We start from the raw sequence: 26319 nt of genomic DNA on the forward strand, positions 1-26319 counted from the left end.
AACGCTCGCTTCGGGTGGTCGGCCCAGTCATAGTCCCTGCCACTGCCGAGCCAGGCCGGTTGAGAAAGACGGAAAAGGAGAGCGATGTCGGATTCACCGCCACAGCAGATCGGTGTCGTCGCCGAGTCCACCGCCGGGGAGACCCGGGTGGCCGCGACACCAGCCAGTGTCCGCCGGCTCCTCGGACTCGGCTTCGAGGTCGTCGTCGAATCGGAGGCAGGAGAGGCCTCGGGATTCTCCGACGAGGCCTACGTCGAGGCGGGCGCGCGGATCGGCGACGCCTGGCAGGCGGATGTCGTCCTGAAGGTCAACGCGCCCTCGCACGAGGAGATCGAGAAGCTGCGGGACGGGGCGATGCTGGTCGGGCTGATCGCCCCCGCGCTGAACCCCGGCCTCCTGGACGACCTCGCACGGCGGCCGATCACGGTCCTGTCGATGGACGCTGTACCGCGTATATCCCGGGCCCAGTCGCTGGACGTGCTCAGCTCGATGGCCAACATCGCCGGGTATCGCGCCGTGATCGAGGCGGCGCACGCCTTCGGACGGTTCTTCACCGGCCAGGTCACCGCGGCAGGCAAGGTGCCGCCCGCGAAGGTCCTGGTGGCCGGCGCGGGTGTGGCCGGTCTCGCGGCGATCGGCGCGGCCGGCAGCCTGGGCGCGGTGGTACGGGCCACCGATCCCCGGGCGGAGGTCGCCGACCAGGTCCGCTCGCTGGGCGGTGATTTCCTCGCCGTCGAGGTGGAGCAGGAGTCCGGCGCGGACGGGTACGCCAAGGCCACGTCCGAGGCGTACGACCGGCGCGCCGCGGAGATCTACGGCGAACAGGCCCGGGATGTCGACATCATCATCACCACCGCGCTGATCCCCGGCCGCCCGGCACCCCGCCTGATCACGGCGGAGCACGTGGCGTCCATGAAGCCCGGCAGTGTCATCGTGGACATGGCCGCGGCGCAGGGCGGCAACGTCGCGGGCACGGTCAGCGGCAGGGCGATCGTCAGCGACAACGGCGTGACGATCATCGGCTACACCGACCTGGCCGGCCGGCTGCCCGCGCAGGCGTCGCAGTTGTACGGCAGCAATCTCGTCAACCTGCTGAAACTGCTCACACCCGGCAAGGACGGGCAGGTGACGCTGGACTTCGACGACGTCGTGCAGCGGTCCGTGACCGTGGTGCGCGACGGTGAGAAGACCTGGCCGCCGCCGCCCGTGCAGGTGTCGGCCACGCCCGCGAAGCCGACGGCAGCGCCGGCCGAGGCCCCGAAGGCGAAGGAATCCCGCCTCTCGCCGGCGGTGCGCTACGGTCTGACCGGCCTCGGCATGATCGCGATGTTCCTCCTCATCGCCTTCTCCCCCACCCAACTCGCCGCGAACTTCACCGTGTTCGCCCTGGCCGTGGTCATCGGCTACTACGTGATCGGCAAGGTCCACCACGCCCTGCACACCCCGCTGATGTCGGTCACCAACGCGATCTCCGGGATCGTGGTGGTCGGTGCGCTGCTGCAGATCGGACACGGGAACGCGGCCGTCACCGTGCTGTCGTTCGTGGCGATCCTGCTGACCACCGTGAACATCTTCGGAGGATTCGCCGTCACCCGCCGCATGCTCGGCATGTTCTCGAAAGGCTGAGGATCGATGAACGCAACCACGGCGGCACAAGCCGCCGACATCGTCGCCGCGCTGTTGTTCATCTTCAGCCTGGCCGGGCTCTCCCAGCACCGCACCGCCCGCGCCGGGGTGGCATACGGCATCGGCGGGATGGCGCTGGCGCTTGTCGCCACGGTCGTCGTCGCCGGGCGTGGCATCTCGGCCGGCGCCGTCACGCTGATCGTCATCGCCACGCTGATCGGCGGCGCCGTGGGCCAGTGGCGGGCCCGCAAGGTGGAGATGACCCAGATGCCGGAGCTCATCGCCGTCCTGCACAGCCTCGTCGGCCTGGCCGCGGTGCTGGTCGGCTGGAACAGCTACTTCGGGGTGGAGGCGCACGGCGCCGCGCAGACGGAGGTCGCCCACGACCTGCTGCGCATCCACCACGCCGAGGTGTTCATCGGCATCTTCATCGGCGCGGTCACCTTCACCGGCTCCATCATCGCCTTCCTGAAGCTGTCGGCGCGGATCAAGTCCAGGCCGCTGACACTGCCGGGCAAGAACATCCTCAACCTGGGTGCGCTGGCCGCCTTCGTGGCGCTGACGATCTGGTTCACGCTGAGCCCGGGGCTCGGCCTGATGATCGCCGTCACCGTCCTGGCGCTCGCGCTGGGGTGGCACCTGGTCGCCTCCATCGGCGGCGGCGACATGCCCGTCGTGGTCTCGATGCTCAACAGCTACTCGGGGTGGGCGGCAGCCGCGGCGGGCTTCCTGCTCAACAACAACCTGCTCATCGTCACCGGAGCACTGGTCGGCTCCTCCGGCGCGTACCTGTCGTTCATCATGTGCAAGGCGATGAACCGGTCCTTCTTCTCGGTGATCGCCGGCGGATTCGGCGTCGAGGCGGTGGCAGGCGGCGACACCGAGCAGGGCGAGCACCACGAGATCAGCGCCGAGGACAGCGCGGAGCTGCTGGCGAGCGCCACGTCCGTGATCATCACCCCGGGATACGGCATGGCGGTGGCACAGGCCCAGCACCCGGTGGCCGAGCTGACCCGGGTCCTGCGCGAGCGCGGTGTCGACGTGCGCTTCGGCGTGCACCCGGTGGCCGGACGGCTTCCCGGGCACATGAACGTGCTGCTGGCCGAGGCCAGGGTGCCCTACGACGTCGTGCTGGAGATGGACGAGATCAACGACGACTTCGGCGACACCACGGTCGTGCTGGTCATCGGTGCCAACGACACCGTCAACCCGGCGGCGACCGATGACCCGTCCAGCCCCATCGCCGGCATGCCGGTGCTGCGGGTCTGGGAGGCCGAGAACGTCATCGTGTTCAAGCGGTCCATGGCCTCGGGCTACGCGGGCGTGCAGAACCCGCTGTTCTTCCGCGAGAACACCAGCATGCTCTTCGGTGACGCCAAGCAGAGCGTGGAGGGCATCCTGCGCGCGCTGGGCCCGGCGGACTCCGGGTCCGCGGCGCCGCGTTCGGGCTCCCGTCCGGCCGAACAGCCGGCGCACGCCTGACATCGCTCGCACAAGCGCCGGCACACCTCGCCGGCGCTTCCTGCTCACGTTGTGGTGGGGCCGGGCAACCGCTGCTTCCCCGCCCCACCGCAACGCCGCCCCGTGGGAAAGGTGGAGTCCATGCTGCTCGATACCTACGGTCGGGTCGCCACCGATCTACGGGTTTCGCTGACCGACCGGTGCAATCTGCGGTGCACGTACTGCATGCCGGAAGAGGGCTTGCAGTGGCTGTCCAAGCCCGAACTGCTCACCGACGAGGAGATCGTGCGGCTGGTCTCGATCGCGGTGACGGATCTGGGTGTCACCGAGGTGCGCTTCACCGGCGGTGAGCCGCTGCTCCGCCCGGGCCTGGTCGGCATCGTCGAGCGCTGCGCCGCCCTCGACCCGCGCCCCCAACTCTCCCTGACCACCAACGGTGTCGGCCTGGCCCGCACCGCCGAGGCGCTGCGCACCGCCGGGCTCGACCGGGTCAACGTCTCCCTCGACACCCTGCGTCCCGAGGTCTTCCGCACCCTCACCCGCCGCGACCGGCTCCACGACGTCGTCGACGGCCTCAGCGCGGCCCACGCGGCCGGCCTCACGCCGGTGAAGGTCAACGCGGTCCTCATGCGCGGCGTCAACGACGACGAGGCCGCCGACCTGCTCGGCTGGGCCCTCGAGCACGACTACGAGCTGCGCTTCATCGAGCAGATGCCGCTGGACGCCCAGCACGGCTGGCAGCGCAGCGACATGGTCACCGCCGCGGAGATCCTCGAGAGACTCTCCGCACGCTTCACCCTCACGTCTGAGGTGTCCTCCGTGCGCGGCTCCGCGCCCGCCGAGCGCTGGCTGGTCGACGGCGGGCCCTGCCGGGTCGGCGTGATCGCCTCCGTCACCCGGCCGTTCTGCCGCGCCTGCGACCGCACCCGGCTCACCGCCGACGGCCAGGTCCGCAACTGCCTGTTCGCCCGCGAGGAGTCCGACCTGCGCACAGCCCTTCGTTCCGGCGCTCCGGACCAGGACATCGCCGAACGGTGGCGCGCCGCGATGTGGGGCAAGAACGCCGGCTCCGGGCTCGACGCCCCGTCCTTCCTCCAGCCCCGGCGCCCGATGTCCGCCATCGGAGGCTGACCCCTGCCGGCCAAGGCGCACCGTGCACGCGAATGTAGATTCCATACAAAAATCTGTATCCTGTCCTTGTCGTCTCTCTACCGCAGTCCCATGAGGGGGGCCCATGCGCGACATTCGCTCCGCGGCAGCCGGTGTGCGGGTCACCCGACCGGTCCCGCTTCGCCAGGCCGTCTATGACACCTTGATCGAACTGATCGTCAACGGCTCCCTGGAACCCGGCCAGCATCTGGTCGAGTCCGAGCTCGCCGAGCACCTGGGAGTGAGCCGCCAGCCGGTACGCGAAGCCCTGCAGCGGCTGCAGACCGACGGCTGGGTCGATCTGCGTCCGGCCCAGGGCGCCTTCGTCCACGCCCCCACCCCGGAGGAGGCCTCTCAACTCCTCAGCGTCCGTGCCGTACTGGAAACCCACTCCGCACATGGCGCCGCGCTCTACGCCACCGAACAGGACGTGGCCCGGCTGTGGGAACTGCAGGAGGCCGGGATCGCGGCCCTGACGGCCGACGACGCACGCGGCATCGTCGAAGCCAACGCCGCCCTGCACGGCTTCATCACCCAGCTGTCCCGCAACGAGGTCCTCGCCGAGTTCATCCGTCAGGTGGACCGGCGGGTGCGCTGGTATTACATGCCCATCGCCCGGCCCCGCGGCAAGGACGCCTGGAACGAGCACGCCACCCTCATCAACGCCATCGCCGAAGGGGACGCCGAGCGTTCCGAGAAGTTGATGCGCCGTCACACCCAGAACACCACCGACTTCTACTGCCGGCAGATCGCCGCCGCCGTCGACGCCAGGCGGGTATGAGGCCCGCCGCCACGACGCCGGACGGTCCGGGTGCAAGCGCACCCGGACCGTCGTCGGGGGTCGGGCGGGGCCGGGCGGAGCAGGGAGCGCACCCCACCGGCCGGCCCCGCTTCCGTGACGCGGGCACCCGGTGCGGAACTGCCGCCGTCCCGGGCCGGGCTCCTTCGCCCGCGCACGATCGATGGGGCCTGTCCCAGGGCCCCGGTTTCCGGACCGCTCAGCCGGTAGCCTCGGCCGGGGACGCGGCGTGGCCGGCCGGCTCCGGCACAGCGGTCCCTTCTCCGCTCCGGCGGGGTGCACCGGGCTGCCGCAGGAACACCGTGATCACCGCGGAGAGAAAGGCGATGCCGCCGGCCAGGCTGTAGGCGCCGGTGTAGCCCCAGGCGGCGACCACCGCGGCGGCCACACCGCCGCCGCCGACACCGCCGACCAGCTTGGCGCTGTAGACCAGACCGTAGTTCTGGGCGTTGTTGTTCTCTCCGAAGTAGTCCGGCGTGAGCGAGGCGAACAGCGGGTAGAAAGCACCGCCGCCGAAGCCGTTGAGGAACGCGAAGAACAGGAAGAGGGGTTGGTTGTGCGCCTGGCCCGACCACAGCACACCGAACTGCGCCAGTCCCGCCACCACCAGGACCAGCCCGAGCGTCTGACGGCGGCCCAGGTAGTCCGACAGCCAGCCCACGGCCGCCCGGCCGACGCCGTTGACCACGGCGAGCACACCCGCCGAGGAGGCGGCCACCAGCGGGCCGAAGCCCAGGCTCTTGGCGAACGGGACCTGGAAGTTGATGCCGAAGAGCGACACACCGACGATGCACACGAGCGCGAACCACATCAGCGGCAGCTGCCCGGTCCGGATCGCCTCCATCGGGGTGAACTGGCCCTTGGCCGGCGGGTTCTTGGCCAGACGCTTGGCGACCCGCTTGGCGTCCTCGGACACACCCCGGTTCAGCGGGTCCACGTCGTGCGGCCACCAGCTCTTCGGCGGGTCGCGGAAGAACATGCCGCAGACGGCCACGATGAGCACCATGCCCAGCGCGATCAGGTCGAGGACCAGGTGGTAGTTGGCGGGGTGGAACCAGTAATTGAAGACAAAGATGAGCGGAAGGGTTCCGTAGGCGAAGCCGCCGTTCACGAACCCGGTGCGGGCACCTTTGTTGTCGGGGTACCACTTGCCGACCATGTTGATGCAGGTCGCGTACACGAGACCGGCGCCCGTGCCGCCCAGCACCGAGTAGCCGAGTATCACCAGGTAGGGGTTCCCGAAGTGCGAGAGTGACAGGAAGCCCAGGCCGGCGAAGACCGCACCGGCGAGCATGGCCGTTTTGGCCGACAGGACTCCCGTCTCCCGCAGGCGCCCCGCGGGAAAGGCCACGCCCGCCTGGAAGACCGCCCAGATACTGGCGATCCAGAACGTCTCCGTGAGCGTCCACCCGTGGGCGTGCTCAAGCACCGCCTCCGCGGAGCTGTAGCCGTACTCGTAGACACTGACACCCATCATCGCGATCCACGGGAGCCAGACCATCCAGGCCCGGGGCCTCCCGAGGATGGACCGGTCGGTCTCCCCGACCCGGTATACGCGGCCGTTCGCGTCGGTGATTCCTGGTACTGGGCGGGAGCCACGTGCAGTGTTGCTGACATCTGCGCCTTCCCTTGCGTGAAAAGAACCTGGCGTGCGCTCCCTGGGCCTTTCTCTTCATGCGGAGGGGTGGAACGGACCATCCCTGCGGCTCGGCCCGGCATGGCCGGGCCTGGTGGTACGACGTCCGGGCAACTGAGGTCCGGGGCGGCATCCCGAACCGTGACAGCGCAGGCGGTAACGCGTTGGTACGACCCCCGGGCACGGCAACTCCCACCGTGCGCAGGGCTGATGAAGTAGGTAATCGACTGGTCACCGCTGGCCTCCATACTGGAGATTGCATACGGTATGGACCGACGTACGGATCCGCGAAACCGCATGTCCAGAGGATGTCGGGAAGATTGACCAGTGCTTACTCACGGACACCGTCCGAGCCGCGTCCACCGGGCCGGCGGGCGGAGTCGGTCCGCTCACGCGGCCTGGGCGGGTCCGAACTGCGCTTGACCTCGTACGGGCCTCACCCGACTACGGCGGAGGCCGCACAGGCGCCCTGGCGTGCCCGGTGGCCAGGACGGCAGCAGGGCGCGGCGGGCCGCGGCAAGGGCCGGCAGGGGCGGCGAACGCCCCGGACCGGCGCCGGGCGGCAGAAGCGCCGAGCATGCCAGGCTGCCCGGGACACGGGCCGGGGCACGCAGAAAGTGTCTCCCCGCCCGGAACACGGCGACTTGCGAAAAGAATTCCGGCCGAGAAGACACCTCTGCGTATCCGCCGACGGCCCGGACCACCCGCGTCCGGGCCGTACCGCGCGGGTCAGCGCAGGAGCTTCACCGCCTCGACCACCAAGGGGTTCAGCCCGTCCGCACCAGCGTCGACGAAGTCGAACAGCCGGGTACGCATGCGCGGGTCCCAGAACCTCCCGATGTGCCCCGCGACGGCCTCGGCCGCCCGGTCGCCCGGCAGGTGCCCGAGGTTCGCGGCGATGTCGTTGGCCATCCGGCGTTCCGGCGGCACTGCGTCCGCCATCTCAGTCCACCACCGTGAGCAGTTCGTCCTCGGCCTGTTCCGCGCCGCTGCGCTGCAGCGGGTGGGCGAGCCCCACCTGCACGGCGGTCACCTTGTACTCCGGACAATTGGTCGCCCAGTCCGAGTTCTCGGTGGTGACCACGTTGGCGCCGGTCACCGGGTGGTGGAACGTGGTGTACACGACCCCGGCCGGCATCCGGTCGGAGATCTCCGCGCGGAGCGTCGTCTGCCCGACACGGCTGGCCAGCGTCACCATGTCGCCGTCGGTGATGCCGCGGACCTCGGCGTCGTGGGGGTGCAGCTCCAGCACGTCCTCGGGATGCCAGGCGACATTGCCGGTACGGCGCGTCTGCGCACCGACGTTGTACTGGCTGAGGATCCGCCCCGTGGTCAGGACCAGGGGGAAGCGCCGGGTGCTGCGCTCGTTCGTCGGCACGTAGGACGTGACGACGAACTTGCCCTTGCCCCGGACGAATTCGTCCACATGCATGATCGGCGTGCCTTCCGGAGCCGACTCGTTGCACGGCCACTGAACGCTGCCGAGCTTGTCCAGCACCTCGAAGGACACGCCGGTGAAGGTGGGCGTGACCGTGGCGATCTCGTCCATGATCTGGCTCGGGTGGTCGTAGGCCATGGGGTAGCCCATGGCGGTGGCGATCTCGCTGACGATCTGCCACTCGTGCTTGCCCGTCTTCGGCTTCATCACCGCGCGCACCCGGTTGATCCGGCGTTCTGCGTTGGTGAAGGTGCCGTCCTTCTCCAGGAAGGACGCACCGGGCAGGAAGACGTGCGCGAACTTGGCCGTCTCGTTGAGGAACAGGTCCTGCACGACGACCAGTTCCATGGCCTCCAGCGCGGCGGTGACGTGCTTGAGGTTGGGGTCGGACTGGGCGATGTCCTCCCCGTGGACGAACAGGCCGCGGAAGGTCCCGTCGATCGCCGCGTCGAACATGTTCGGGATGCGCAGTCCGGGCTCGGCGAGAATGGTGCCGCCCCACAGGTTCTCGAACACGTTGCGCACGGCGTCGTCGGAGACGTGCCGGTAGCCGGGCAGCTCGTGCGGGAACGAGCCCATGTCGCAGGAGCCCTGCACGTTGTTCTGGCCGCGCAGCGGGTTCACGCCGACGCCGTCACGGCCGATGTTGCCGCACGCCATCGCGAGGTTGGCCATTCCCATGACCATGGTGGAGCCCTGGCTGTGCTCGGTGACCCCGAGGCCGTAGTAGATGGCCCCGTTGGGCGCCTGCGCGTACAGTCGTGCGGCCGCCCGCAGTTCCTCGGCGGGCACGCCGCTGATCAGCTCGGCCGCCTCCGGGCTGTTCTCCGGGCGGGCGATGAATTCCGCCCACTCGTCGAAGTCCTCGCACCGCTGGTCCACGAAGGACCTGTCGACCAGGCCCTCGGTGACCACGACGTACGCCATGGCGTTGACGACGGCGACGTTGGTGCTGGGCTTGAGCTGGAGGTGGTGCTGGGCCTCGATGTGCGGGGAGCGCACCAGGTCGATGCGGCGCGGGTCGATGACGATGAGTTCGGCGCCCTCGCGCAGCCGGCGCTTCATCCGCGAGGCGAACACCGGGTGCCCGTCCGTCGGGTTCGCGCCGATCACCATGATCACGTCGGCCTGCGCCACCGACCGGAAGTCCTGGGTGCCCGCCGACTCGCCGAAGGTCTGCTTGAGCCCGTATCCCGTCGGGGAGTGGCAGACCCGGGCGCAGGTGTCCACGTTGTTGTTGCCGAAGGCCGCGCGCACCATCTTCTGGACGACGTAGACCTCTTCGTTGGTGCACCTCGACGAGGTGATGGCGCCGATCGAACTCGATCCGTGGCGCTCCTGGAGCTCGCGCATCCTGCGGGCGACCGTGCCGATGGCCTCGTCCCACTCGACCTCGCGCCAGGGGTCCGTGATCTTGTCGCGGACCATGGGCTTGAGCACCCGGTCGGGGTGCGTCGCGTAGCCGAAGGCGAACCTGCCCTTGACGCAGGAGTGGCCCTCGTTCGCTCCGCCGTCCTTGTACGGCACCATTCGCACCAGCTCGTCGCCGCGCAGCTCGGCCTTGAAGGAGCAGCCGACACCGCAGTACGCGCAGGTGGTGACCACCGACCGGGTCGGCATGCCGAGCTCGACCACCGACTTCTCCTGCAGCGTCGACGTCGGGCAGGCCTGGACGCAGGCCCCGCAGGAGACGCACTCGGAGTCCATGAACGTCTCGCCGGCGCCCGCCGAGACCTTGGAGTCGAAGCCGCGCCCCTCGATGGTCAGCGCGAACGTGCCCTGCACCTCGCCGCAGGCCCGGACGCAGCGGGAGCAGGCGATGCACTTGGACGGGTCGAAGTCGAAGTACGGGTTGGACGTGTCCTTCTCGGCGTCGAGGTGGTTCTCGCCCTCGTAGCCGTACCGGACCTGCCGCAGCCCGACCACGCCGGCCATGTCCTGCAGTTCGCAGTCACCGTTGGCCGGGCAGGTGAGGCAGTCCAGCGGGTGGTCGGAGATGTAGAGCTCCATGACACCTTGGCGGAGCTTCTCCACCTTCGGCGTCTGGGTGCTCACCCGCATCCCGTCCGCCACCGGCGTGGTGCAGGACGCCGGGGTGCCCCGCCGGCCGTCGATCTCCACCACGCACAGCCGGCAGGAGCCGAACGGCTCGAGGCTGTCGGTGGCGCACAGCTTGGGTATGTCGACCCCGGCCTGCGCGGCGGCACGCATCACCGACGTGCCCTCCGGGACGGTCACCGGCAGCCCGTCCACCTCCACGGAGACCGTCGCCGCGCCGGGCCGCTCCGGGGTGCCGTAGTCGTGTTCCTTGAGAAGTGTCATGCCGTGCCCTCCGTCCTCGCGCCGCTTGCCTGCTTGGGCCGGATCTCCTGGCCCGCGTCACGAGCGAGGAAATCGTCAGGGAAATGCGTGATGGCGCTGCGTACGGGCATCGGCGTCAGACCGCCCATCGCGCACAGCGAACCATCGGTCATCAGGTCGCACAGATCCTCGAGCAGGGCCAGATTCTCGTCCCGGTGCTGACCGGCCACGATCCGGTCGATCACCTCGACGCCACGGACGGAACCGACCCGGCACGGTGTGCACTTGCCGCAGGACTCCTCGGCGCAGAACTCCATCGCGAAGCGCGCCTGGGCGGCCATGTCGACGGTGTCGTCGAACACGACGATGCCACCGTGGCCGACCATCGCGCCGGCCGCGGCGAAGGCTTCGTAGTCCATCGGCAGGTCGAACATCGACGTCGGCAGGTAGGCGCCGAGCGGACCGCCGACCTGCACCGTACGCACCGGGCGCCCGGAGTGCGTCCCGCCGCCGTAGTCCTCGACGAGTTCGCGCAGCGTGACGCCGAACGCCGTCTCCACGATGCCGCCGCGCGCGATGTTGCCGCCGAGCTGGAACACCTGGGTGCCGCGCGACCGCTCGACGCCGAGCTCCTGGTACGCCTTCGCCCCGTCCGCCATGACGACGGGCACGGTGGCCAGGGTGAGGACGTTGTTCACCACGGTCGGTTTGCCGAACAGGCCCTCGATCGCCGGGATCGGCGGCTTGGCGCGGACCGTGCCCCGCTTGCCCTCCAGGCTCTCCAGCATGGAGGTCTCCTCACCGCAGATGTACGCGCCGGCGCCGACGCGGACGTGCAGGTCGAAGGTGAGCTCCGAGCCGAGGATGCCGGTCCCGAGCCATCCCTGCTCGCGCGCGATCCCGATCGCCGCACGCATGGTGGCGACCGCGTCGGGGTACTCCGAGCGGATGTAGATGTAGCCCTCGGTCGCGCCGACCGCGTGGGCGGCGATCGTCATGCCCTCGATGAGCATGAAGGGGTCGCCCTCCATGACCATGCGGTCGGCGAAGGTCCCGCTGTCACCCTCGTCGGCGTTGCAGCAGACGAACTTGAGCTCGTCGGTGCACTCGAGCACGGTCTTCCACTTGACGCCTGCCGGGAAGCCCGCGCCGCCACGGCCACGCAGGCCGGAGTCGGTGACCTCGGTGACCACGTCCGCGGGCGGGAGCTGCAGCGCGGTGCGCAGCCCGGCCAGGCCGCCGTGCCGCACATAGTCCTCCGGCGACAGCGGGTCGGTCACGCCGATCCTGGCGAAGGTGACCCGTGTCTGGCGTGCCAGCCAGGGCAGTTCGTCCATGGCACCGACCCGCAGCGGATGGTCCGCTCCGTCTAGCATGCCGGCGGCCAGGAGGTCCGGCACGTCCGCGGGGGCCACCGGGCCGTAGCCGACGCGGCCGTTCGGCGTCACCACCTCGACCAGCGGCTCCAGCCACAGCATGCCGCGTGATCCGTTGCGGATCACGTCGATGGCGAAGTCCCCACCGGCCGCAGCACGTTGCAGGGCGTCCGCGACCTCGTCCGCGCCGACGGACCTGGCCGCCGAGTCGCGGGGGACGTAGACCGTCACCGCGGAGTCCGAAGAGACCTTCATCGCGACACCGTCCCCTCGAGGATCGAGCCCAACCGGGCCACGTCCACTCGTCCGTACAGTCGGCCGTTCACCTCTACCGCCGGTCCGAGAGCGCAGTTGCCGAGGCAGAAGACCTGCTCAACGGTGACCGAACCGTCCGCGGTCGTCTCGCCCAGGGAGAGCCCTGCCTCGCGGGCGTAGCCCACCAGGCTGTTGGCACCCAGGGCCTGGCATGCCTCGGCGCGGCATATCCGGACCGTCGTGCGCCCCGCCGGTTCATGGCGGAAGTCGTGGTAGAAGGTCACCACTCCGTGGACGTCCGCCCGGGAGAGGTTGAGTTCGTCGGCGAGCACCGGAATCGCCTCTTGCGGCACATGGCCCAACTCGGCCTGGACGGCGTGCAGTATCGGCATCAGCGAGCCGCGCTGACCCCGGTGAGCCGCCACCACCGTCCTCACCACGTCGTCGACCGTCATGTCACTCCCGCTGGTCGTCATGATCGCTCCGCCCTCCGTCATGCGCGGGAGTACGAGCGCGGGATTTCCACAACGGTCCGACACGATCGATTCACGCACATATAGGCCCCTTCACCTCTCCTGCGGATGTGCGGGGTTCGTGACCGACGAACAGAGCCGCTCCGCTTCCCATCGGTGCTGGAATACAGGGCGACGATACCGCATACAAGCTTCTGTATACAGAATCCCGCCAGGACTTTTACGAGACCTGGGCTCGGCACGGCCGTGCCCACGCCCGCCTTGCCGGATTCACGACATCGCAAGGGAGTCGGCAGGGCGGCGAGGAGGCCCGACGGAAGCGGCAGCCACCGAGGGATGGATGGCGGCGGCACCGACGACGGCCTCCAGTTCGAGCACCCACGGCAGGACGGCACTCAGCACGATGTCGAGCCCTCCGCCGTCCGGTCCGAGCATCGCGTCGGCGGGCACGAGGACCGGGTCGGCGAGGACGGTCGACGTCGCACTGCCGCACGGCCCTCCCCCGTCCGGTCTGGCCGGGACGAACAGGTCGGAGGCGTGTGCCGGGACCACCCAGAGAGTCAGCCCGTCCTGCTCGGCGAGCGGCCGGGAGGACCAGACGTAGCTGTCGGCCTCTCCGGCCGCGACCACCTCGCGCTTGCGCGCGCGCAGGGCGACCACGCCACCGGAGCGGTTGGCGGTGGAGCGGGGCTCCCCGGCCGCCTGGGTCCGCACGCCCTGCTCGCCGGGGACGGCCTCAGCGGCCAGAGCGAGGCTGCTGAGGTGGCGGCCGGCGGCGATCTCGCCGCGGAGCCAGCGGTTGCCGTACGCCTCGACGACGGCGACCGCCGCGTAGTGGGACTGGAGCACGGCCGCCGTCGCCGGACAGGCGCGGGCCACCTGCGCCACCACCTCGGCGGCGTCCGGCAGACCCAGCCCGCCGCCGCCGAGCTCTGGGGAGACGGTGAGTCCGAGCAGTCCGGCTTCGCCGAGGGCCGTCACCGAGCAGCGCGGAAACCTCCCTTCCCTGCCGGTCCTTTCCGCGGACGGCGCGATGACGTGGCTCAGAACGTCGGAGAAAGCGGTGCGGTACGACACGGGTGACCCCCTCACGTGCGGTTTCCGGTCTGCTGTCAGGCGGCGGGCGGGCAGGGAAGGCAGCCGGGGAAGGTGCCGTTCAGGCGCCCACCGGGAGAGCCCTGGGTGACTGCTCGGACCAGCGCTGTACCGGCGACGAGGGCGCCGCACCGTGAGGCGCCCTCGGCCTTCGAACGGCCCTTCCCGGTCGCCGCATGAGCGCGCGCCGCGTGATTGCATACAGTATGCCACTGGGTCTCGCGCCTGCGCCAGAATGGAGCCGCATTCGGTCCAGGCAGCTCAGAACTGCGGGTCGATCTCCCGGAGCAGCCCCGTCGACACGTCGAAGACGAAGCCCCGGACGTCATCGGTGTGGGGCAGGAACGGCGAGGTGCGCACCCGCTGCATCGACTGGCGGACGTCCTGGTCGACGTCACGGAAGGCCTCCACCGCCCACGCCGGCCGCTGTCCGACCTCCATCTCCAGTTCGTGCCGGAAGTCCTCGGTCAGCTTCTCGAGACCGCAGCCGGTGTGGTGGATGAGGATGACGCTGCAGGTGCCCAGGGCTCGTTGACTGATCGTCAGGGAGCGGATCGTGTCGTCGGTGACCACACCGCCGGCGTTGCGGACGGTGTGACAGTCGCCCAGCTCCAGGCCGAGCGCGGCGTGCAGGTCGAGGCGGGCGTCCATGCAGGCCACGACGGCCACCTGCAGGACCGGCCGGGCACCCATGCCCGGGTCGGTGAATCCGGCGGCGTAGTGCCGGTTGGCCTCCACGAGGCGGTCGATGACCGTCTCACCGGCCAGGGCACTGCCGGTGGGCGGCGCAGAACGGCGCGTTGACGTCGACATGTGGGGCTACCTCACTCCGGTCTGGTTCGAAAGGACCACTGATGGCGTCGGGTTGACTGGGAAAGTGAGCGGGCGTCGCATCGCGGCACCACCTCGAGCTCGGAGCCGCTACGGCACACGCCGTCCGCGACGCCCACCGTGTGGTGGGCGTCGCGGACGGCGACGTCGCCTACGAGCGCTTCATCGGCTCACGTGGCATCCCCGACCACCGGCTGCATGGCTGCGGAGCGCCCGGCCGGCGGCCGCCCCGGAGCCCGGAGGAACAGGGCGAGTACGGCGGATGCGAGTCCGATGGAGCCGGCCAGGACGAACGCTCCTTCGTAGTCCCAGACGGAGACGACGACCGCGCCCATGCCGGAGCCGAGCAGACCGGAGATCAGCTTCGAGCTGTAGACCATGCCGTAGTTGCTGGCGTTGTTGTTCTCACCGAAGTAGTCCGCGGTCATGGCGGCGAACAGGGGGAAGATCGCGCCGCCGCCGAAACCCGAGACCATCGAGCAGAACAGGAAGAACGGCATGCTCCCCATGGAGCCCGAGATCAGCACGCCGAACTGGGCGGAACCCAGCACGATGCACACGATGATGAGCGTGTTGCGCCGGCCGTAGCGATCGGAGATCCAGCCGATCACGCCTCGCCCGGTCCCGTTGACGATGGCCTTCAGCGACATCGCGGTGGCCACGATCCCGCCCGCGAATCCCATGTCCTTGCCGAAGGGGACCTGGAAGGCGATGCCGAAGATGTTGATGCCCGCCGTGCACAGCAGGCAGAACCACATCATCCACAGCACCGGCGTACGGGCCGCCTCCCGCGGGGTGTACTGCTTCACCGCCGGCGGGTTCTTCTCCAGCGCCCGCACGATGCGCGGGTCGTCGGAGACCTTGAGCGGGTCCACGTGGGAGGGCCACCAGTTCTTGGGCGGGTCCTTGAAGAACCAGCCCGCGACGGCGACCACCGCGCAGCAGATCAGGCCGACCGCGACGAGAACGCCCTGGTAGTTGCTCAGGTCCATGTAGGACGTGAAGAGGAACACGAAGGGCACGGAGCCATAGGCAAAACCGCCGTTGACCAGGCCGGTCTTGCCGCCCTTGCGCTCCGGGTACCACTTGCCGACCATGTTCACGCAGGTCGCGTAGACCAGACCGGCACCGATGCCGCTGAACATGCCGAAGCCGATGTAGGCGACGATCACGTGCGGTGCGTACGCGAGCGAGACGTAGCCCAGGATCGTGCCGAGGGCGCCCAGCATCATCGCGTTGCGCGCGGGCAGCTTCCCGCTCTCCCGCAGCTGCCCGGCCGGGAAGGCGACGGCGGCCTGGAAGAACACCCAGACGCCCATCAGCCAGAAGATGTGCCCACTGCTCCACAGGTGGGCCTCGTGCAGCGTGTCCTCGGCTGAGGTGAACGCGTACTCCGAGGAGCTGATGCCCAGCATTCCCATCCATGGGAAGAGCACCATGGTCCATCGCGGACGGCCCATGATGTCCCGGTCGGACTCACCGATCCGGTAGCTCCGGCCGTTTCCGTCCGTCACCTCCTTGTAGCGGACTGGTGGCTGGATATCGATCGTTGTCATGTCGAATCCCCTGCGTCGAAGAAACCTGGCCAGCGCCCCCTGTCCGGTTCTCTTCGTGTCAGGGCCCCTTGGCGGTGACGCCGCGGACCCTGCGCGCCCCATCACGTCATCAGCGGATCTCCTCTACGGGAACGGGGTTCGACGGCTCGGTCCTGCAGCCACCCCGATGTGTATACGATATGGAGTAGCCAGTATTCGCTGGCAGTCCGAATTCTGGATACTGGCGCGTCTCGCTGTCTAGAGGTGTGCACGAGGGTTTCCGTGAGCCGGAGAAAACCTGTGCTCAGATGCGGACGCCGACGGGCTCCAGCCGGATCACGACGGCCTTGGAGGTAGGCGTGTTGCTGAGATCGGCCACACTGTCCAGCGGCACCAGGACGTTGGTCTCCGGGTAGTACGCGGCAGCGGAGCCCGGTGTCGTCGGATAGGCGACCACTCGGAAGTCCCGTGCGCGGCGTTCCACCCCGTCCCGCCACACACTCACCAGATCGACGTGGTCGCGGTCGGCGAGTCCGAGCGCATCGAGGTCGACCGGGTTCACGAGCACGACCCGGCGGGCGTTGTGGATGCCCCGGTAGCGGTCGTTCATCGCGTACGGAACGGTGTTCCACTGGTCGTGGGACCGCAGGCTCTGCAGCACGAGATGCCCCTCGGGCGGACGCAGCATCTCGAACGTGTTGCAGGTGAAGACCGCCTTGCCGCTCGCGGTGGGGAACGTTCGGTGATTGACCGGGTTCGGCAGACGGAAGCCGCCCGGCTCGGCCACTCGCTCGTTGAAGTCCTCGAAACCCGGCACGACCCGGGAGATCCGGTCCCGGATCGTGCCGTAGTCCGCCTCGAACTCCTCCCAGGGAATGGGCGGTGTGCTGCCGAGGGTCCGGCGGGCCAGTCGGGAGATGATCGCCACCTCGCTGAGCAGCGTGCCGGAGGCCGGCTCGAGACGCCCGCGGGACGCGTGAACCTCGCTCATGGAGTCCTCGACGGTGACGAACTGCTCGCCGCCGGCCTGGATGTCCTTGTCGCTTCGGCCCAGCGTGGGCAGGATCAGCGCCGTCTCACCGCAGACCGTGTGGGAGCGGTTCAGCTTGGTCGAGATGTGAGCGGTCAGTCTGCACCGGCGCATCGCCTCCTCGGTGGCCTCGCTGTCGGGGGCGGCCCGCACGAAATTGCCGGCGACGCCGAGGAAGAACCTCGCCCGTCCGTCGCGCATGGCCCTGATGGAGTCCACCGAGTCCCAGCCGTGCCGGGTGGGCGGGGTGAAGGCGAACTCGCGCCCCAGCGCATCCAGGAAAACCTGCGGCATCTGCTCCCAGATGCCCATGGTTCGGTCGCCCTGGACGTTGCTGTGGCCGCGCACCGGGCAGACGCCCGCTCCTGGTTTCCCGATGTTGCCCCGCAGCATGAGGAAGTTGACGACCTCACGTATGGTCGGGACGCCGTGCTTGTGCTGGGTCAGGCCCATCGCCCAGCAGACGATGACGCTCTTGCTCCGCACCACCCGCTCGTGGACCTGCTCGATCTCTTCGCGGGTCAGCCCGGTGGCGGTGAGAACGTCCTCCCAGGCGACCTTTCGGGCGTGCTCGGCGAATTCGGCGAACCCCGTCGTCGACGTATCGATGAAACCGTGGTCCAGCACGGTCCTGGGCCTGGCGTCCTCGGCCTCCAGCAGCAGCAGGTTCAACGCCTGGAAGAGTGCGAGATCGCCACCCGGGCGGATCTGCAGGAACTGATCGGCGATGGGGGTGCCCGGGCCGACCACACCGCGGAGCTTCTGCGGGTGCTTGAACCGGATCAGCCCGGCCTCGGGCAGCGGGTTGACGGCGACGACTTGGCCGCCGTTGCGTTTGGTCTCCTCCAGGGCGGAGAGCATCCGCGGATGGTTGGTGCCGGGGTTCTGGCCCACGACGAAGACCAGGTCTGCGTGGTGGATGTCGTCCAGGCTGACACTGCCCTTGCCGATGCCGAGAGTCTCCTGCAGCGCGACGCCGCTGGACTCATGGCACATGTTGCTGCAGTCGGGCAGGTTGTTGGTGCCGTAGGCGCGGGCGAACAGCTGGAGGAGGAACGCCGCCTCGTTGGCCAGCCGGCCCGAGGTGTAGAAGAGCGCTTCGTCCGGGCAGTCCAGCCGGCGGAGCTCCTCGGCGAGCAGGTCGAGCGCGTCGTCCCAGCCGATCGGTTCGTAGTGGTCCGAACCGGGCCGCTTGACCATGGGTTCGGTGAGCCGGCCCTGCTGATTGAGCCAGTAGTCGGACTTCTCAGCCAGCTCCGGGATCGAGTGCCTGCGGAAGAAGTCGGCGCTCACCCGGCGCGAGGTCGCCTCGTCGGCAATGTGCTTCGCGCCGTTCTCGCAGTACTCGTTCATGTGCCGCTGACCGGGTGCGGGTTCCGGCCAGGCGCAGCCAGGGCAGTCGAATCCCTTGGTCTGGTTGATGTTCAGCAGGGTCAGCGCGGTCCGCCGGACCGAGGTCTGGCCCAGGGAGTACTGGATCGCGTGCGTCACCGCAGGCAGTCCGGTCGCCCAGGTCTTGGGCGGGGTGACCTCCAGACGATCGTCTGTCGGGTCTTCGATCGTGCCCATGGTCTTGCCTGTGCCTTTCTGCAGTTCTCGGTGCACACGACGGCTTCGGTGCCATGGCGGAGGCCGGAACATCCGGCGCCGCAAGAACACTTGCGGGGCGGGAAGGCTCCCGCCCCGCAGTGTGAAGAACGCTGTCGAAAGCCGGCTGTCCGTGGGACAGGAGGCAGGCGGGCCGGACGGTGCCAGGGGGCGCCTCGAATCACCGTCCGGCCACGCACCCGTGACGCGGACGACGGATCCGGGGTCCGCCGTCCAGCGCACGATCTCGGGTGTGCGGGCGTGCGCCATGGGTCACCGGGGCGGGGCGCGGACGTCAAGTCCGCTGCGCCGCCTCGGCGCGGGTCAGCGCAAGGCCCGCTACGAGGAAGGGACCGCGGTCATCCGTCAGATCACTCCCTGCGTCTTGAGCAGCGGCAGTTCCTCGTCGTTGAGTCCCAGTTCGCCGATGTAGACCTCTGCGTTGTGTTCGCCGAGGAGGGGTGGGGTGGTGATGTCGACGGGTGAGTCGGAGAGTTTGAGGGGCGAGCCGACGGTGGTGAAGGTGCCGCGTTCGGGGTGGTCGACCTGGACGACCATGTCGTTCGCCGCGAGCGAGGGGTCCTCGATGATCTCCTTGGTGGAAAGGATCGGTCCGCAGGGGATGTTGTGGGCGTTGAGCCGCTCCAGCACCTCCCACTTGGGCAGTGTGGAGGACCACTCCTCGATGAGCTGGAACATCTTCCCCAGCTTCGGCAGCCGTGCATTTGGTGTCGCCCACTCCGGATCAGTCGCCAGCTCCGGCCGGCCGATCAGCTCCGAGAGCGGCTCCCAGCCCACCGGCTGGACGATCACATACACGTAGTCGTTGGGACCGCCCGGCGCGCACCTGACCGCCCAGCCCGGCTGGCCGCCGCCCGACGCGTTGCCCGAGCGGGGGACGTCGTCGCCGAAGTCCTCGTTCGGGTACTCGGCCAGCGGGCCGTGCGCGAGCCGCTGCTGATCGCGCAGCTTCACCCGGCACAGGTTGAGCACGGCATGCTGCATGGCCACGTTGACCCGCTGCCCCCTCCCGGTGCTCTCCCGCTGGAACAGCGCGGCGAGGATGCCCGCCACCGCGTGCACGCCCGTGCCCGAGTCACCGATCTGGGCACCCGTCGCCAGCGGCGGACCGTCCGCGAACCCGGTCGTGGACATCGACCCGCCCATGGCCTGAGCCACCACCTCGTACGCCTTGAAGTTGGTGTACGGGCCCTCACCGAACCCCTTGATCGAGGCGTACACGATCCGCGGATTGATCTCCTGGATGCGCTCCCAGGTGAAACCCATCCGGTCCACCGCACCCGGCCCGAAGTTCTCCACCATCACATCCGAGCGCCGGATCAACTCGGTCAGCAGCTCCTTGCCGCGCTCGGTCTTGGTGTTCAACGTGATGCTCCGCTTGTTGCAGTTGAGCATCGTGAAATAGAGCGAGTCGACACCCGGCACATCCCGCAACTGCCCGCGGGTGATGTCCCCGCCCGGCGCCTCCAGCTTCACCACGTCCGCACCCAGCCACCCCAGCAGCTGAGTCGCGGAAGGGCCCGACTGCACATGCGTCATGTCAAGGACACGAATGCCCTCAAGAGCCTTGCTCATGACCGGCGCTCCTCACGTCAACACCATCAGATTCACGAACCCGGGAACCACAACTCCATACTGTAGATTGCATACCGTATGGAGTTCGCCTTCATGGTTACGGCAGACGCCGTGGATGTCCAGGGGATGGGGGCAAGTTTTTCTCGCACGTCGACGACGTCACCCTCGGCCACCGCGCCTGCTGTGCAAGCCTGGCGATGGTCCATGACCCGTCGGCCCAGCTCATGGAACATGCGGACCGCTCGGGCCGCGGCCGGGGTATCGGCTCCGTCATTGCCTCCGACCGACCGCCAGTCGCCGCTCGCCGCTCGCCGGTAGTTCTGGCAGGACAGCGGCGTCGCGAAGCGTCCCAACCGCTGCGGTTACCAGCTACGCCAACGGTCAGTGCTCGTGCCTGGCGGCTTCCTCGGGACTGATGTGTGCGTTGTCGGCGGTCCAGCTGGCGAGCATGCGCAGGGCGTTTTCGGACGGTGATCCGGGTTCGACCGTGTACAGGCCGAGCGTCTGATCGGGGTCGCCCGTGGGCGTGAAGGCCTCGAAGCCGAGGGTGAGTTCCCCGACCAGCGGATGGCGGTAGCGCTTGGAGCCGTACTCGGGCTGGTACACGTCGTGGTCCGCCCACCATCGGCGGAAGGGCGGTGCCCAAGGATCAGGGCCGGGATGTCGGCGACATTCTCCAGCGCTCGCAGCAGCCCGGGCGTGCTGCGCCACTGTCGCGCGCGGACGGCGCCGGGTGGGCTTGGCCTGGTTACGTTCGGTGTCGTTCAGTTGCAGTGCGCGAGCGACGGCGTCCAGGACGGAAACGAGACACTCGCGCTGCGCGCCCGTTCCAGCCGCACGTAGTAGTCGACGCTGACTCCGGCCGGCTGGGCGACTTCCTCGCGCCTGAGACCGGGAACTCGGCGCACACCCGGGTGCGGGGGAAGGCCTGCCTGCTCCGGCGTGATGCGGGCCCGGCGTCGCTGGCCGCTTGCCGCGGACCGACGGCCCTCTTCCTCATGCTCCGCCCGGCCGCCGCGCCGACTGAGGTCCCAAAGGGGTACTACCGGACCCCCGGCTGAACCATGCCCCTCACATCGCTTTGACCAGTGGCTTGAGGTGGTTACCTGGAATGAGAGGAATGACCCCCTCTCGGGTCATCAGCACAGAAGGGATGATCCTGTGACCGGGGACAAACGCACCACGACACCGTTCCTGCGCGACCGTGTCGGCTGGCTCGTAGGTTTCCGCTATCGGTGTGACAGCCGCACCGTGCGCTGCTTCTATCTCGTCTGCGACGCCGTGACCGGTCGGCAGGCTCAGCAACTGGCCGCTGCCCGCGCCTGCTCCACAGCCGAGATGCAAAGACGCGGCCACCGTCCGCTGGACGCAGAATGGGTGCAAATTCAGCGCCTTCGACGCGATGGCATCGGCGCCTGGCACCTCGCCGGCGTGTAGCCGACGACCGCCACACCGCAGCACGTCGCTTGCCTCGGGCAGCTGGGCCGTGACGCCTCCGCCGAGGCTCTTGGGTGGAACGGATCGACGAATTCCACTGTGATGAACAGCGCCTCAACGCCCGTATCGAGGAGCACATCCGCCCGCGGCCGGTCGGGTTCGGGCAGGCCGTCGACGCGCACCGCCAGCGGCGTGACCCGGATCGACCAGCCGCGGCCTTGATGCCCTATGAAGAACCGCCTGTATGGGGCTCGATAACCATGTCGTGCTTCCCAATCCATGTATCGCGGGTGCTCAAAAGCTGAGGGTAGGCACCGGTACGTACGGCTTCCCGGTTGCGCCCGCATCGTTGACCGGAGGCCGCGACCTGCGGAACCATGGCCGAGAACGGTTCTCCAGGTTTCTCGCAAGGGAGGTCACCATGCGCGCCCGCTTCCTAGGCAAGGACCCCAACTCGCAGGAGGGGCAGTCGCCCACCCTGTTCGCCACCGACCGCACCGACCGCGTGACCTACGTCGCGCAGGGCTGGAAGGTCACCGACCCCCAGGCGCTTGCCGACATCGGTGACGTGCCCGACCACGAGACTTTGATCGAGATCCCGGAAGACGTGCTCAAGATGTACGCACTCCGCCACCTGGAGCAGGAGGGTCAGAGCTGAGCCGCATGATCGAACCTGGTCCGGAGTTCGGCCAGCTCTTCCGCATGTTCGAGCACACCGCCTTCCGGCTGGAGACGCGCGACCAGTACAAGTCCGCGAACGAGGCCGAGGCGCTGCGCCAGTTCACGGCGGGTGAGCCGGTGGACATGAGCTGGTTCCAGAACTGGTTGACCATGATCGGGCAGGCCACCGCGGCGGGCCGGCGGTTCGCGCGGGTTCGAGTCGTGAGCCTCCCGCTCACCAATTACAGCCGCTTCGGCGCTCTCACCAAATCTCAGCAGCTATGACGTCCGGCCTCAAGTCCCCTTGATGCTCGTTAAGCTCTCGACCTCAGTCTTTCTGGATAACATTGAGCGCCTGGCTCCTGATGAGGCCACAGCTAGGTTCCTCGAACCGTTGCTTGGAGACCTAGTTAGGCGCGCTGGCGAGGTGGACGCCCTTCACGAAGGGTTCCTCAACTCGTAAGCGAATCGCGCACCTCGTTCTGGTGGTTTCGCGGGCGCTCACCCGTTCGTGGCATTTCGAGAAATACCAAGAAACTTTCTGTTCACCGCTGCCTTTCCTCCCTACTCTCCCGTTGGGGACGCCGAACCGCGTCCGTTCTCAAGGGACTTGGGAGGTAGCCAGGTGGCCACCGGCGTTGCCCTGCTGAGCAGGGATCAAGTCGAACGATTGCCGGAGCGTGCCCGCGAAGTCGTGGAGTACCGCAAGAGCGGGCTGAGCCTGAATCACATCCAGGGTTGCCCGCTCGACTGCGCGTACTGCATCCGGCACACCTACGGCCTGTGGGATCAGCGGGTGCCACGGGCGCTCATGTCCGACGCCCAGGCCGTCGAAGAGCTGGTGCGGCATCGGTACTTCCAGCCGCACGTGACCCCGGTGCAGGTGTTCAACCGGGCGACCGACCCGTTCCTCCCGGTCGTCCGGCCGCACACCCTCGCCGTGCTGGAGGACCTGGACGAGCGCGAGCTGACCAACCAGGTCATCGTCATCACGCGCCATCAGATGAAGCCCGAGGACATCGAGCGGCTAAACCAGCTCAAGCACATCAAGCTGACGCTGCTGTTCACGTACAGCGGCATCGACAACAAGGAGATCGAGCCCTACCCGTCTTCGGTGGCGGCTGATTCCCTGAAGCTCATGAGCAGGCCGGCGCGGCGCCGGTATCGCACAGTTCTCTACTGGCGAACGCTGGTGCCGGGTCTCAACGACTCGCCGGAACACCTGGAGGCGGCCTACCGGCTCGCCCAGCACGCCGACGCTACGGTGTTCACCGGCCTGTTCTACCGCGACGAGATCGCGGACTACTACAAGGCCAACGGCCTGCCCGAGCCGTACGAGGACACCGCCCGGCGCAAGATCGTGCCCGAGACGCTGGAACAGCGGGTGCTGGCCACGTTCGACGCCGCCACGCCGCTCTTCCGCAAGACGAGCTGCGCGGTCGCCTACGCGCACGGCCTGCCGGACTACAACGGCCACATCGGCATCCCGGAGCTGTGCGACATCTGCCCGCTGAGTCAGCTCGAACTCTGCCGGAACGCACACACGCAACCGTCACCCGAGCGGTTGCGGGAGGTCGCGGAGCGCCTGCCCGAGGCCCGTGGTCTTGTGGTCGTGGACATCACCGAGCGGGCGGCCGTGGTGTCCGGCCTGGAGACCGAGCAGCCGCGCTACTACCTGCAACATGCCCTCGGATTCCAGGTTCACGACGTGCGCCACCCGCACCGTGAGCGTCGGCATGGTCGTGCCGACATCGGATGGAAGGGCGAGAAGCAAGATGACTGACTGGACAAGCCTCAGCTTCGTGGTCGTGGACGTTGAGGGCAACGGCCACCAGCAGCCCGACCTGGTGGAGCTGGCCGCCGTGCCGATCGTCGGTGGTGTCATCGGGGAGCCGGTGAGCTGGTTGGTCAAGCCGGACGCTCCGATCAAGTACTTCGCCACCCGCATTCACGGGTTGTCCAACAAGGACGTGGCCGACTGCCCCTCGTTCGAGGCGGTCAAGGTCGATGTCCTCATCGCCCTGAGCCATCCGGCGATCGTCGCGCACAACGCGCACGTTGACCTTGGCGTGCTTCAGCGCAAGCTCACGGGCTGGGAGCCGCCGGAGGTGTTCGACACGCTCAAGCTCGCGCGGCGGTTGGTGCCGGGCCTGGACAGCTACCGGCTTGGCAACTTGGTCGAGACGTTCAGTCTGGCCGAGGGCCTGCCCGAAGACCTCAGTCCCCACAGGGCGACGTATGACGCGCTGGTCGCCGCACGGCTGTTTGTGCTGCTCGCCACCAAGGCCGCGAGCCTGGAGGAACTGCGTGGCCGACCTCCCAAGGAGGTTGACGAAGATGCTCTCTTCTAGCGGCAGGCGCATCGGCTTCGGCTCCATGCAGCTCACCGGCCCTGGCCACTGGGCTGCGCCGGACGACCCGGAACAGGCCATGCAGGTACTCCGCGATGCTGTCGACGCGGGCGTGACGCACATTGACACCGCCGACGCCTACGGCCCCTTCACTGCGGAGAAGTACATCCGAAAGGCGTTGCATCCCTACCCCGACGGCTTGGTCATCGCCACCAAGGGTGGTCTCACTCGCCAAGGTCCCGACCGGTGGGCACCGTGTGGGCGGCCGGAGTACCTGCGCCAGTGCGTCGAGATGAGTCTCCGGCGGCTCCAGGTCGAACGGATCGACCTGTACTACCTTCACCGCATCGACCCCGCCGTTCCCCTGGAAGACCAACTCGGCGTGCTGCGGGACATACAGGCTGAAGGGAAGATCGGCAATATCGGGCTGTCCAAGGTGACCCTGGAACAACTCCGCATGGCCGGCACGTTCACGGCCGTCGCAGCAGTGAGCAACAAGTACAACATCGCTGACCGGGCATCAGAAGACGTGCTCCGGCACTGCGAGATGACTGGCATCTCCTTCGTGCCGTACGCGCCTCTTGCGGCCGGAGCGCTGACCACGCCCGATGCTCTGGGCCAGATCGCTCAGGACTACGACGTGACACCCGCCCAGCTCGCGCTCGCCTGGCTCCTGCATCGGTCCTCGGCCATCACGCCAATCCCCGGAACCAGTAGCAGCGCTCGTCTTCACGAGAACCTGGCAGCTCATCAGATCAGCCTCACCCCTGAAGCTATGACCGCTATCGAGCTGGTGGCCACCGGCCAGAAGCCGGGAGGGGGCGAGGATGAGCCTCAGGCCCTTCTCTGACCACCAGCGCGGCCTGTTCGTCAGCGTTGACGGACCGAGCGGCGCCGGGAAGTCCACGATCGTCCAGCACCTTGCCCAACTGCTCGTCGCTGCTGGCGAAGAGGTGCATGTCACCGCCGAACCGAGCACCGGCCCCATCGGGGCGCTGTGCCGGGAGCTTACCGAGACGACTACCGGGCACGCGCTGGCGTGCTTGTACGCGGCCGACCGCTACCACCATCTTGAGGCGGAAGTCCGGCCCAACACCGAGGCCGGCCGCGCCGTGCTCAGCGACAGGTACATCCCGTCAGGTCTCGTCATGCAGCGGTTCGACGGGGTTGATCCAACCTTCCTCTGGCAGCTCAATGCCGAGGCAGATCGGCCCGACCTCGCCGTGATCCTGGAAGCCGACCCCGAGGTCATCTCGGAACGACTCAGCGAGCGCGGGCCGCATAACCGCTTCCAGCTCTCGCCGGGCAGCAGTCATGCCGAGGTGCACTTCTATCGGCAGGCCACCGAGCGGCTGATTCAGGCGGGCTTCGACGTGCTGAGGGTAGATGTGAACCGCCAGCCTCCCGAGCAGTCCGCGGCGCTCATCCGTGACCGGCTACTTGCCTTCTTCGCTCCAGCGGCGGGGTGAGCGGACATGACGCAGACGATCACGCAGACCGAGGCGAGTAGCGAGATTGACGCGCTTCACCAACTCGCCACCGTCGTCCTGAACGAGCACACCAACGACCACGGCCTGTGCGCCGTGTGGGTCATGTCCCCTGTAGTGGTGTAGCCGGACCGATCTGATCTTTGTCCTGGGGGTAGATCGTGTCCATGCTTCCCTCGGGGAGATAGCGGCGGGG

At 68.4% G+C, this 26319-nt stretch carries 24 protein-coding genes; 13 read left to right on the top strand and 11 right to left on the bottom strand.

The features are described 5' to 3' along the window. The first annotated feature begins 84 nt into the window (after nt 1–84). From ACFV9O_RS29660 to ACFV9O_RS29675, 4 genes are all read left to right on the top strand, one after another. A complete protein-coding gene (locus tag ACFV9O_RS29660; protein WP_385423154.1) occupies nt 85–1626 on the top strand; it encodes a Re/Si-specific NAD(P)(+) transhydrogenase subunit alpha in 1542 nt (513 codons plus the stop codon). 6 nt (nt 1627–1632) lie between these two features. Beyond that, nucleotides 1633–3108, top strand: a complete 1476-nt coding sequence (gene pntB, locus ACFV9O_RS29665; protein WP_385423156.1) for a Re/Si-specific NAD(P)(+) transhydrogenase subunit beta — start codon at nt 1633–1635, stop codon at nt 3106–3108. 120 nt (nt 3109–3228) lie between these two features. Then, nucleotides 3229–4218 carry a GTP 3',8-cyclase MoaA gene (gene moaA, locus ACFV9O_RS29670; protein ID WP_385423158.1) on the top strand — a complete coding sequence of 330 codons (990 nt, stop codon included), beginning with the start codon at nt 3229–3231 and terminating at the stop codon, nt 4216–4218. Between the two features lie 103 nt (nt 4219–4321). After that, nucleotides 4322–5017: a GntR family transcriptional regulator gene (locus tag ACFV9O_RS29675; protein ID WP_385423161.1), complete on the top strand. Its 696-nt coding sequence runs from the start codon at nt 4322–4324 to the stop codon at nt 5015–5017. A 217-nt stretch (nt 5018–5234) separates the two neighbouring features. On the opposite strand, the gene ACFV9O_RS29680 is transcribed toward ACFV9O_RS29675, so the two are convergent. The 11 genes from ACFV9O_RS29680 to ACFV9O_RS29730 all read right to left on the bottom strand — a co-directional run bounded on the left by ACFV9O_RS29680 (nt 5235) and on the right by ACFV9O_RS29730 (nt 20794). Then, nucleotides 5235–6536 carry an OFA family MFS transporter gene (locus ACFV9O_RS29680; protein WP_385423163.1) on the bottom strand — a complete coding sequence of 434 codons (1302 nt, stop codon included), beginning with the start codon at nt 6534–6536 and terminating at the stop codon, nt 5235–5237. Nucleotides 6537–7400: 864 nt separating this feature from the next. Then, entirely contained in the window at nt 7401–7613 is a 213-nt protein-coding gene (locus ACFV9O_RS29685) for a formate dehydrogenase subunit delta (RefSeq protein ID WP_385423165.1), read from the bottom strand. A gap of 1 nt (nt 7614) precedes the next feature. Beyond that, nucleotides 7615–10431, bottom strand: coding sequence for a formate dehydrogenase subunit alpha (gene fdhF / locus ACFV9O_RS29690; protein WP_385423167.1), 2817 nt, complete (start codon nt 10429–10431; stop codon nt 7615–7617). Then, nucleotides 10428–12041, bottom strand: coding sequence for a formate dehydrogenase beta subunit (locus ACFV9O_RS29695; protein ID WP_385423169.1), 1614 nt, complete (start codon nt 12039–12041; stop codon nt 10428–10430). Before ACFV9O_RS29695 ends, fdhF begins: the two co-directional genes overlap by 4 nt. Then, nucleotides 12038–12517, bottom strand: coding sequence for a formate dehydrogenase subunit gamma (locus ACFV9O_RS29700; RefSeq protein WP_385423171.1), 480 nt, complete (start codon nt 12515–12517; stop codon nt 12038–12040). Before ACFV9O_RS29700 ends, ACFV9O_RS29695 begins: the two co-directional genes overlap by 4 nt. 267 nt (nt 12518–12784) lie before the next feature. Then, on the bottom strand, nt 12785–13591 hold the full coding sequence (locus tag ACFV9O_RS29705) for an acyl-CoA dehydrogenase family protein (protein WP_385423173.1): 807 nt from the start codon (nt 13589–13591) through the stop codon (nt 12785–12787). Between the two features lie 279 nt (nt 13592–13870). Next, on the bottom strand, nt 13871–14422 hold the full coding sequence (locus tag ACFV9O_RS29710; protein ID WP_385423175.1) for a beta-class carbonic anhydrase: 552 nt from the start codon (nt 14420–14422) through the stop codon (nt 13871–13873). 188 nt (nt 14423–14610) lie between these two features. Beyond that, the gene (locus tag ACFV9O_RS29715; protein WP_385423177.1) at nt 14611–15996 is read right to left on the bottom strand and encodes an OFA family MFS transporter; all 1386 of its coding nucleotides are present in this window, start codon (nt 15994–15996) and stop codon (nt 14611–14613) included. Between the two features lie 283 nt (nt 15997–16279). Then, the gene (locus ACFV9O_RS29720; RefSeq protein WP_385423179.1) at nt 16280–18574 is read right to left on the bottom strand and encodes an FdhF/YdeP family oxidoreductase; all 2295 of its coding nucleotides are present in this window, start codon (nt 18572–18574) and stop codon (nt 16280–16282) included. Between the two features lie 384 nt (nt 18575–18958). After that, nucleotides 18959–20188: a formyl-CoA transferase gene (gene frc, locus ACFV9O_RS29725; RefSeq protein WP_385423181.1), complete on the bottom strand. Its 1230-nt coding sequence runs from the start codon at nt 20186–20188 to the stop codon at nt 18959–18961. Nucleotides 20189–20569: 381 nt separating this feature from the next. After that, entirely contained in the window at nt 20570–20794 is a 225-nt protein-coding gene (locus tag ACFV9O_RS29730; protein ID WP_385423183.1) for a hypothetical protein, read from the bottom strand. Nucleotides 20795–21349: 555 nt separating this feature from the next. On the opposite strand from ACFV9O_RS29730, the gene ACFV9O_RS29735 reads away from it, so the two are divergent. The 9 genes from ACFV9O_RS29735 (at nt 21350) to ACFV9O_RS29775 (ending at nt 26249) form a co-directional block, all read left to right on the top strand. Further along, nucleotides 21350–21625: a hypothetical protein gene (locus ACFV9O_RS29735; protein ID WP_385423185.1), complete on the top strand. Its 276-nt coding sequence runs from the start codon at nt 21350–21352 to the stop codon at nt 21623–21625. A 74-nt stretch (nt 21626–21699) separates the two neighbouring features. After that, on the top strand, nt 21700–21930 hold the full coding sequence (locus ACFV9O_RS29740) for a hypothetical protein (protein ID WP_385423187.1): 231 nt from the start codon (nt 21700–21702) through the stop codon (nt 21928–21930). Nucleotides 21931–22046: 116 nt separating this feature from the next. Continuing rightward, nucleotides 22047–22283 (top strand): hypothetical protein, encoded by a 237-nt coding sequence (locus tag ACFV9O_RS29745; RefSeq protein ID WP_385423189.1) that lies wholly within the window; start codon nt 22047–22049, stop codon nt 22281–22283. A gap of 5 nt (nt 22284–22288) precedes the next feature. Beyond that, nucleotides 22289–22570 carry a DUF6879 family protein gene (locus ACFV9O_RS29750; RefSeq protein ID WP_385423191.1) on the top strand — a complete coding sequence of 94 codons (282 nt, stop codon included), beginning with the start codon at nt 22289–22291 and terminating at the stop codon, nt 22568–22570. A 340-nt stretch (nt 22571–22910) separates the two neighbouring features. Beyond that, nucleotides 22911–24068, top strand: coding sequence for a radical SAM protein (locus tag ACFV9O_RS29755; RefSeq protein ID WP_385423193.1), 1158 nt, complete (start codon nt 22911–22913; stop codon nt 24066–24068). Continuing rightward, nucleotides 24061–24636 carry an exonuclease domain-containing protein gene (locus tag ACFV9O_RS29760; protein ID WP_385423195.1) on the top strand — a complete coding sequence of 192 codons (576 nt, stop codon included), beginning with the start codon at nt 24061–24063 and terminating at the stop codon, nt 24634–24636. Before ACFV9O_RS29755 ends, ACFV9O_RS29760 begins: the two co-directional genes overlap by 8 nt. Then, nucleotides 24623–25486, top strand: a complete 864-nt coding sequence (locus ACFV9O_RS29765; protein ID WP_385423197.1) for an aldo/keto reductase — start codon at nt 24623–24625, stop codon at nt 25484–25486. The genes ACFV9O_RS29760 and ACFV9O_RS29765 overlap by 14 nt, the downstream gene beginning before the upstream one ends. Then, nucleotides 25464–26105, top strand: a complete 642-nt coding sequence (gene tmk / locus ACFV9O_RS29770) for a dTMP kinase (RefSeq protein ID WP_161559587.1) — start codon at nt 25464–25466, stop codon at nt 26103–26105. The genes ACFV9O_RS29765 and tmk overlap by 23 nt, the downstream gene beginning before the upstream one ends. Before the next feature lie 6 nt (nt 26106–26111). Continuing rightward, complete coding sequence (locus ACFV9O_RS29775) at nt 26112–26249, top strand: hypothetical protein (protein ID WP_385423200.1); 138 nt, start codon at nt 26112–26114, stop codon at nt 26247–26249. Nucleotides 26250–26319 lie beyond the last annotated feature (70 nt).

Origin of the sequence: Streptomyces sp. NPDC059909, from assembly GCF_042730885.1 — a bacterium.
Taxonomy (GTDB): Bacteria; Actinomycetota; Actinomycetes; order Streptomycetales; family Streptomycetaceae; genus Streptomyces.

Excerpts from the sequence above, each read along its gene's own strand:
- ACFV9O_RS29660 (WP_385423154.1), top strand. The coding sequence starts at position 85 with ATGTCGGATTCACCGCCACAGCAGATCGGTGTCGTCGCCGAGTCCACC.
- pntB (WP_385423156.1), top strand. The coding sequence starts at position 1,633 with ATGAACGCAACCACGGCGGCACAAGCCGCCGACATCGTCGCCGCGCTG.
- moaA (WP_385423158.1), top strand. The coding sequence starts at position 3,229 with ATGCTGCTCGATACCTACGGTCGGGTCGCCACCGATCTACGGGTTTCG.
- ACFV9O_RS29675 (WP_385423161.1), top strand. The coding sequence starts at position 4,322 with ATGCGCGACATTCGCTCCGCGGCAGCCGGTGTGCGGGTCACCCGACCG.
- ACFV9O_RS29680 (WP_385423163.1), bottom strand. The coding sequence starts at position 6,536 with ATGGTCTGGCTCCCGTGGATCGCGATGATGGGTGTCAGTGTCTACGAG.
- ACFV9O_RS29685 (WP_385423165.1), bottom strand. The coding sequence starts at position 7,613 with ATGGCGGACGCAGTGCCGCCGGAACGCCGGATGGCCAACGACATCGCC.
- fdhF (WP_385423167.1), bottom strand. The coding sequence starts at position 10,431 with ATGACACTTCTCAAGGAACACGACTACGGCACCCCGGAGCGGCCCGGC.
- ACFV9O_RS29695 (WP_385423169.1), bottom strand. The coding sequence starts at position 12,041 with ATGAAGGTCTCTTCGGACTCCGCGGTGACGGTCTACGTCCCCCGCGAC.
- ACFV9O_RS29700 (WP_385423171.1), bottom strand. The coding sequence starts at position 12,517 with ATGACGACCAGCGGGAGTGACATGACGGTCGACGACGTGGTGAGGACG.
- ACFV9O_RS29710 (WP_385423175.1), bottom strand. The coding sequence starts at position 14,422 with ATGTCGACGTCAACGCGCCGTTCTGCGCCGCCCACCGGCAGTGCCCTG.
- ACFV9O_RS29715 (WP_385423177.1), bottom strand. The coding sequence starts at position 15,996 with ATGACAACGATCGATATCCAGCCACCAGTCCGCTACAAGGAGGTGACG.
- ACFV9O_RS29720 (WP_385423179.1), bottom strand. The coding sequence starts at position 18,574 with ATGGGCACGATCGAAGACCCGACAGACGATCGTCTGGAGGTCACCCCG.
- frc (WP_385423181.1), bottom strand. The coding sequence starts at position 20,188 with ATGAGCAAGGCTCTTGAGGGCATTCGTGTCCTTGACATGACGCATGTG.
- ACFV9O_RS29745 (WP_385423189.1), top strand. The coding sequence starts at position 22,047 with ATGCGCGCCCGCTTCCTAGGCAAGGACCCCAACTCGCAGGAGGGGCAG.
- ACFV9O_RS29750 (WP_385423191.1), top strand. The coding sequence starts at position 22,289 with ATGATCGAACCTGGTCCGGAGTTCGGCCAGCTCTTCCGCATGTTCGAG.
- ACFV9O_RS29760 (WP_385423195.1), top strand. The coding sequence starts at position 24,061 with ATGACTGACTGGACAAGCCTCAGCTTCGTGGTCGTGGACGTTGAGGGC.
- ACFV9O_RS29765 (WP_385423197.1), top strand. The coding sequence starts at position 24,623 with ATGCTCTCTTCTAGCGGCAGGCGCATCGGCTTCGGCTCCATGCAGCTC.
- tmk (WP_161559587.1), top strand. The coding sequence starts at position 25,464 with ATGAGCCTCAGGCCCTTCTCTGACCACCAGCGCGGCCTGTTCGTCAGC.
- ACFV9O_RS29775 (WP_385423200.1), top strand. The coding sequence starts at position 26,112 with ATGACGCAGACGATCACGCAGACCGAGGCGAGTAGCGAGATTGACGCG.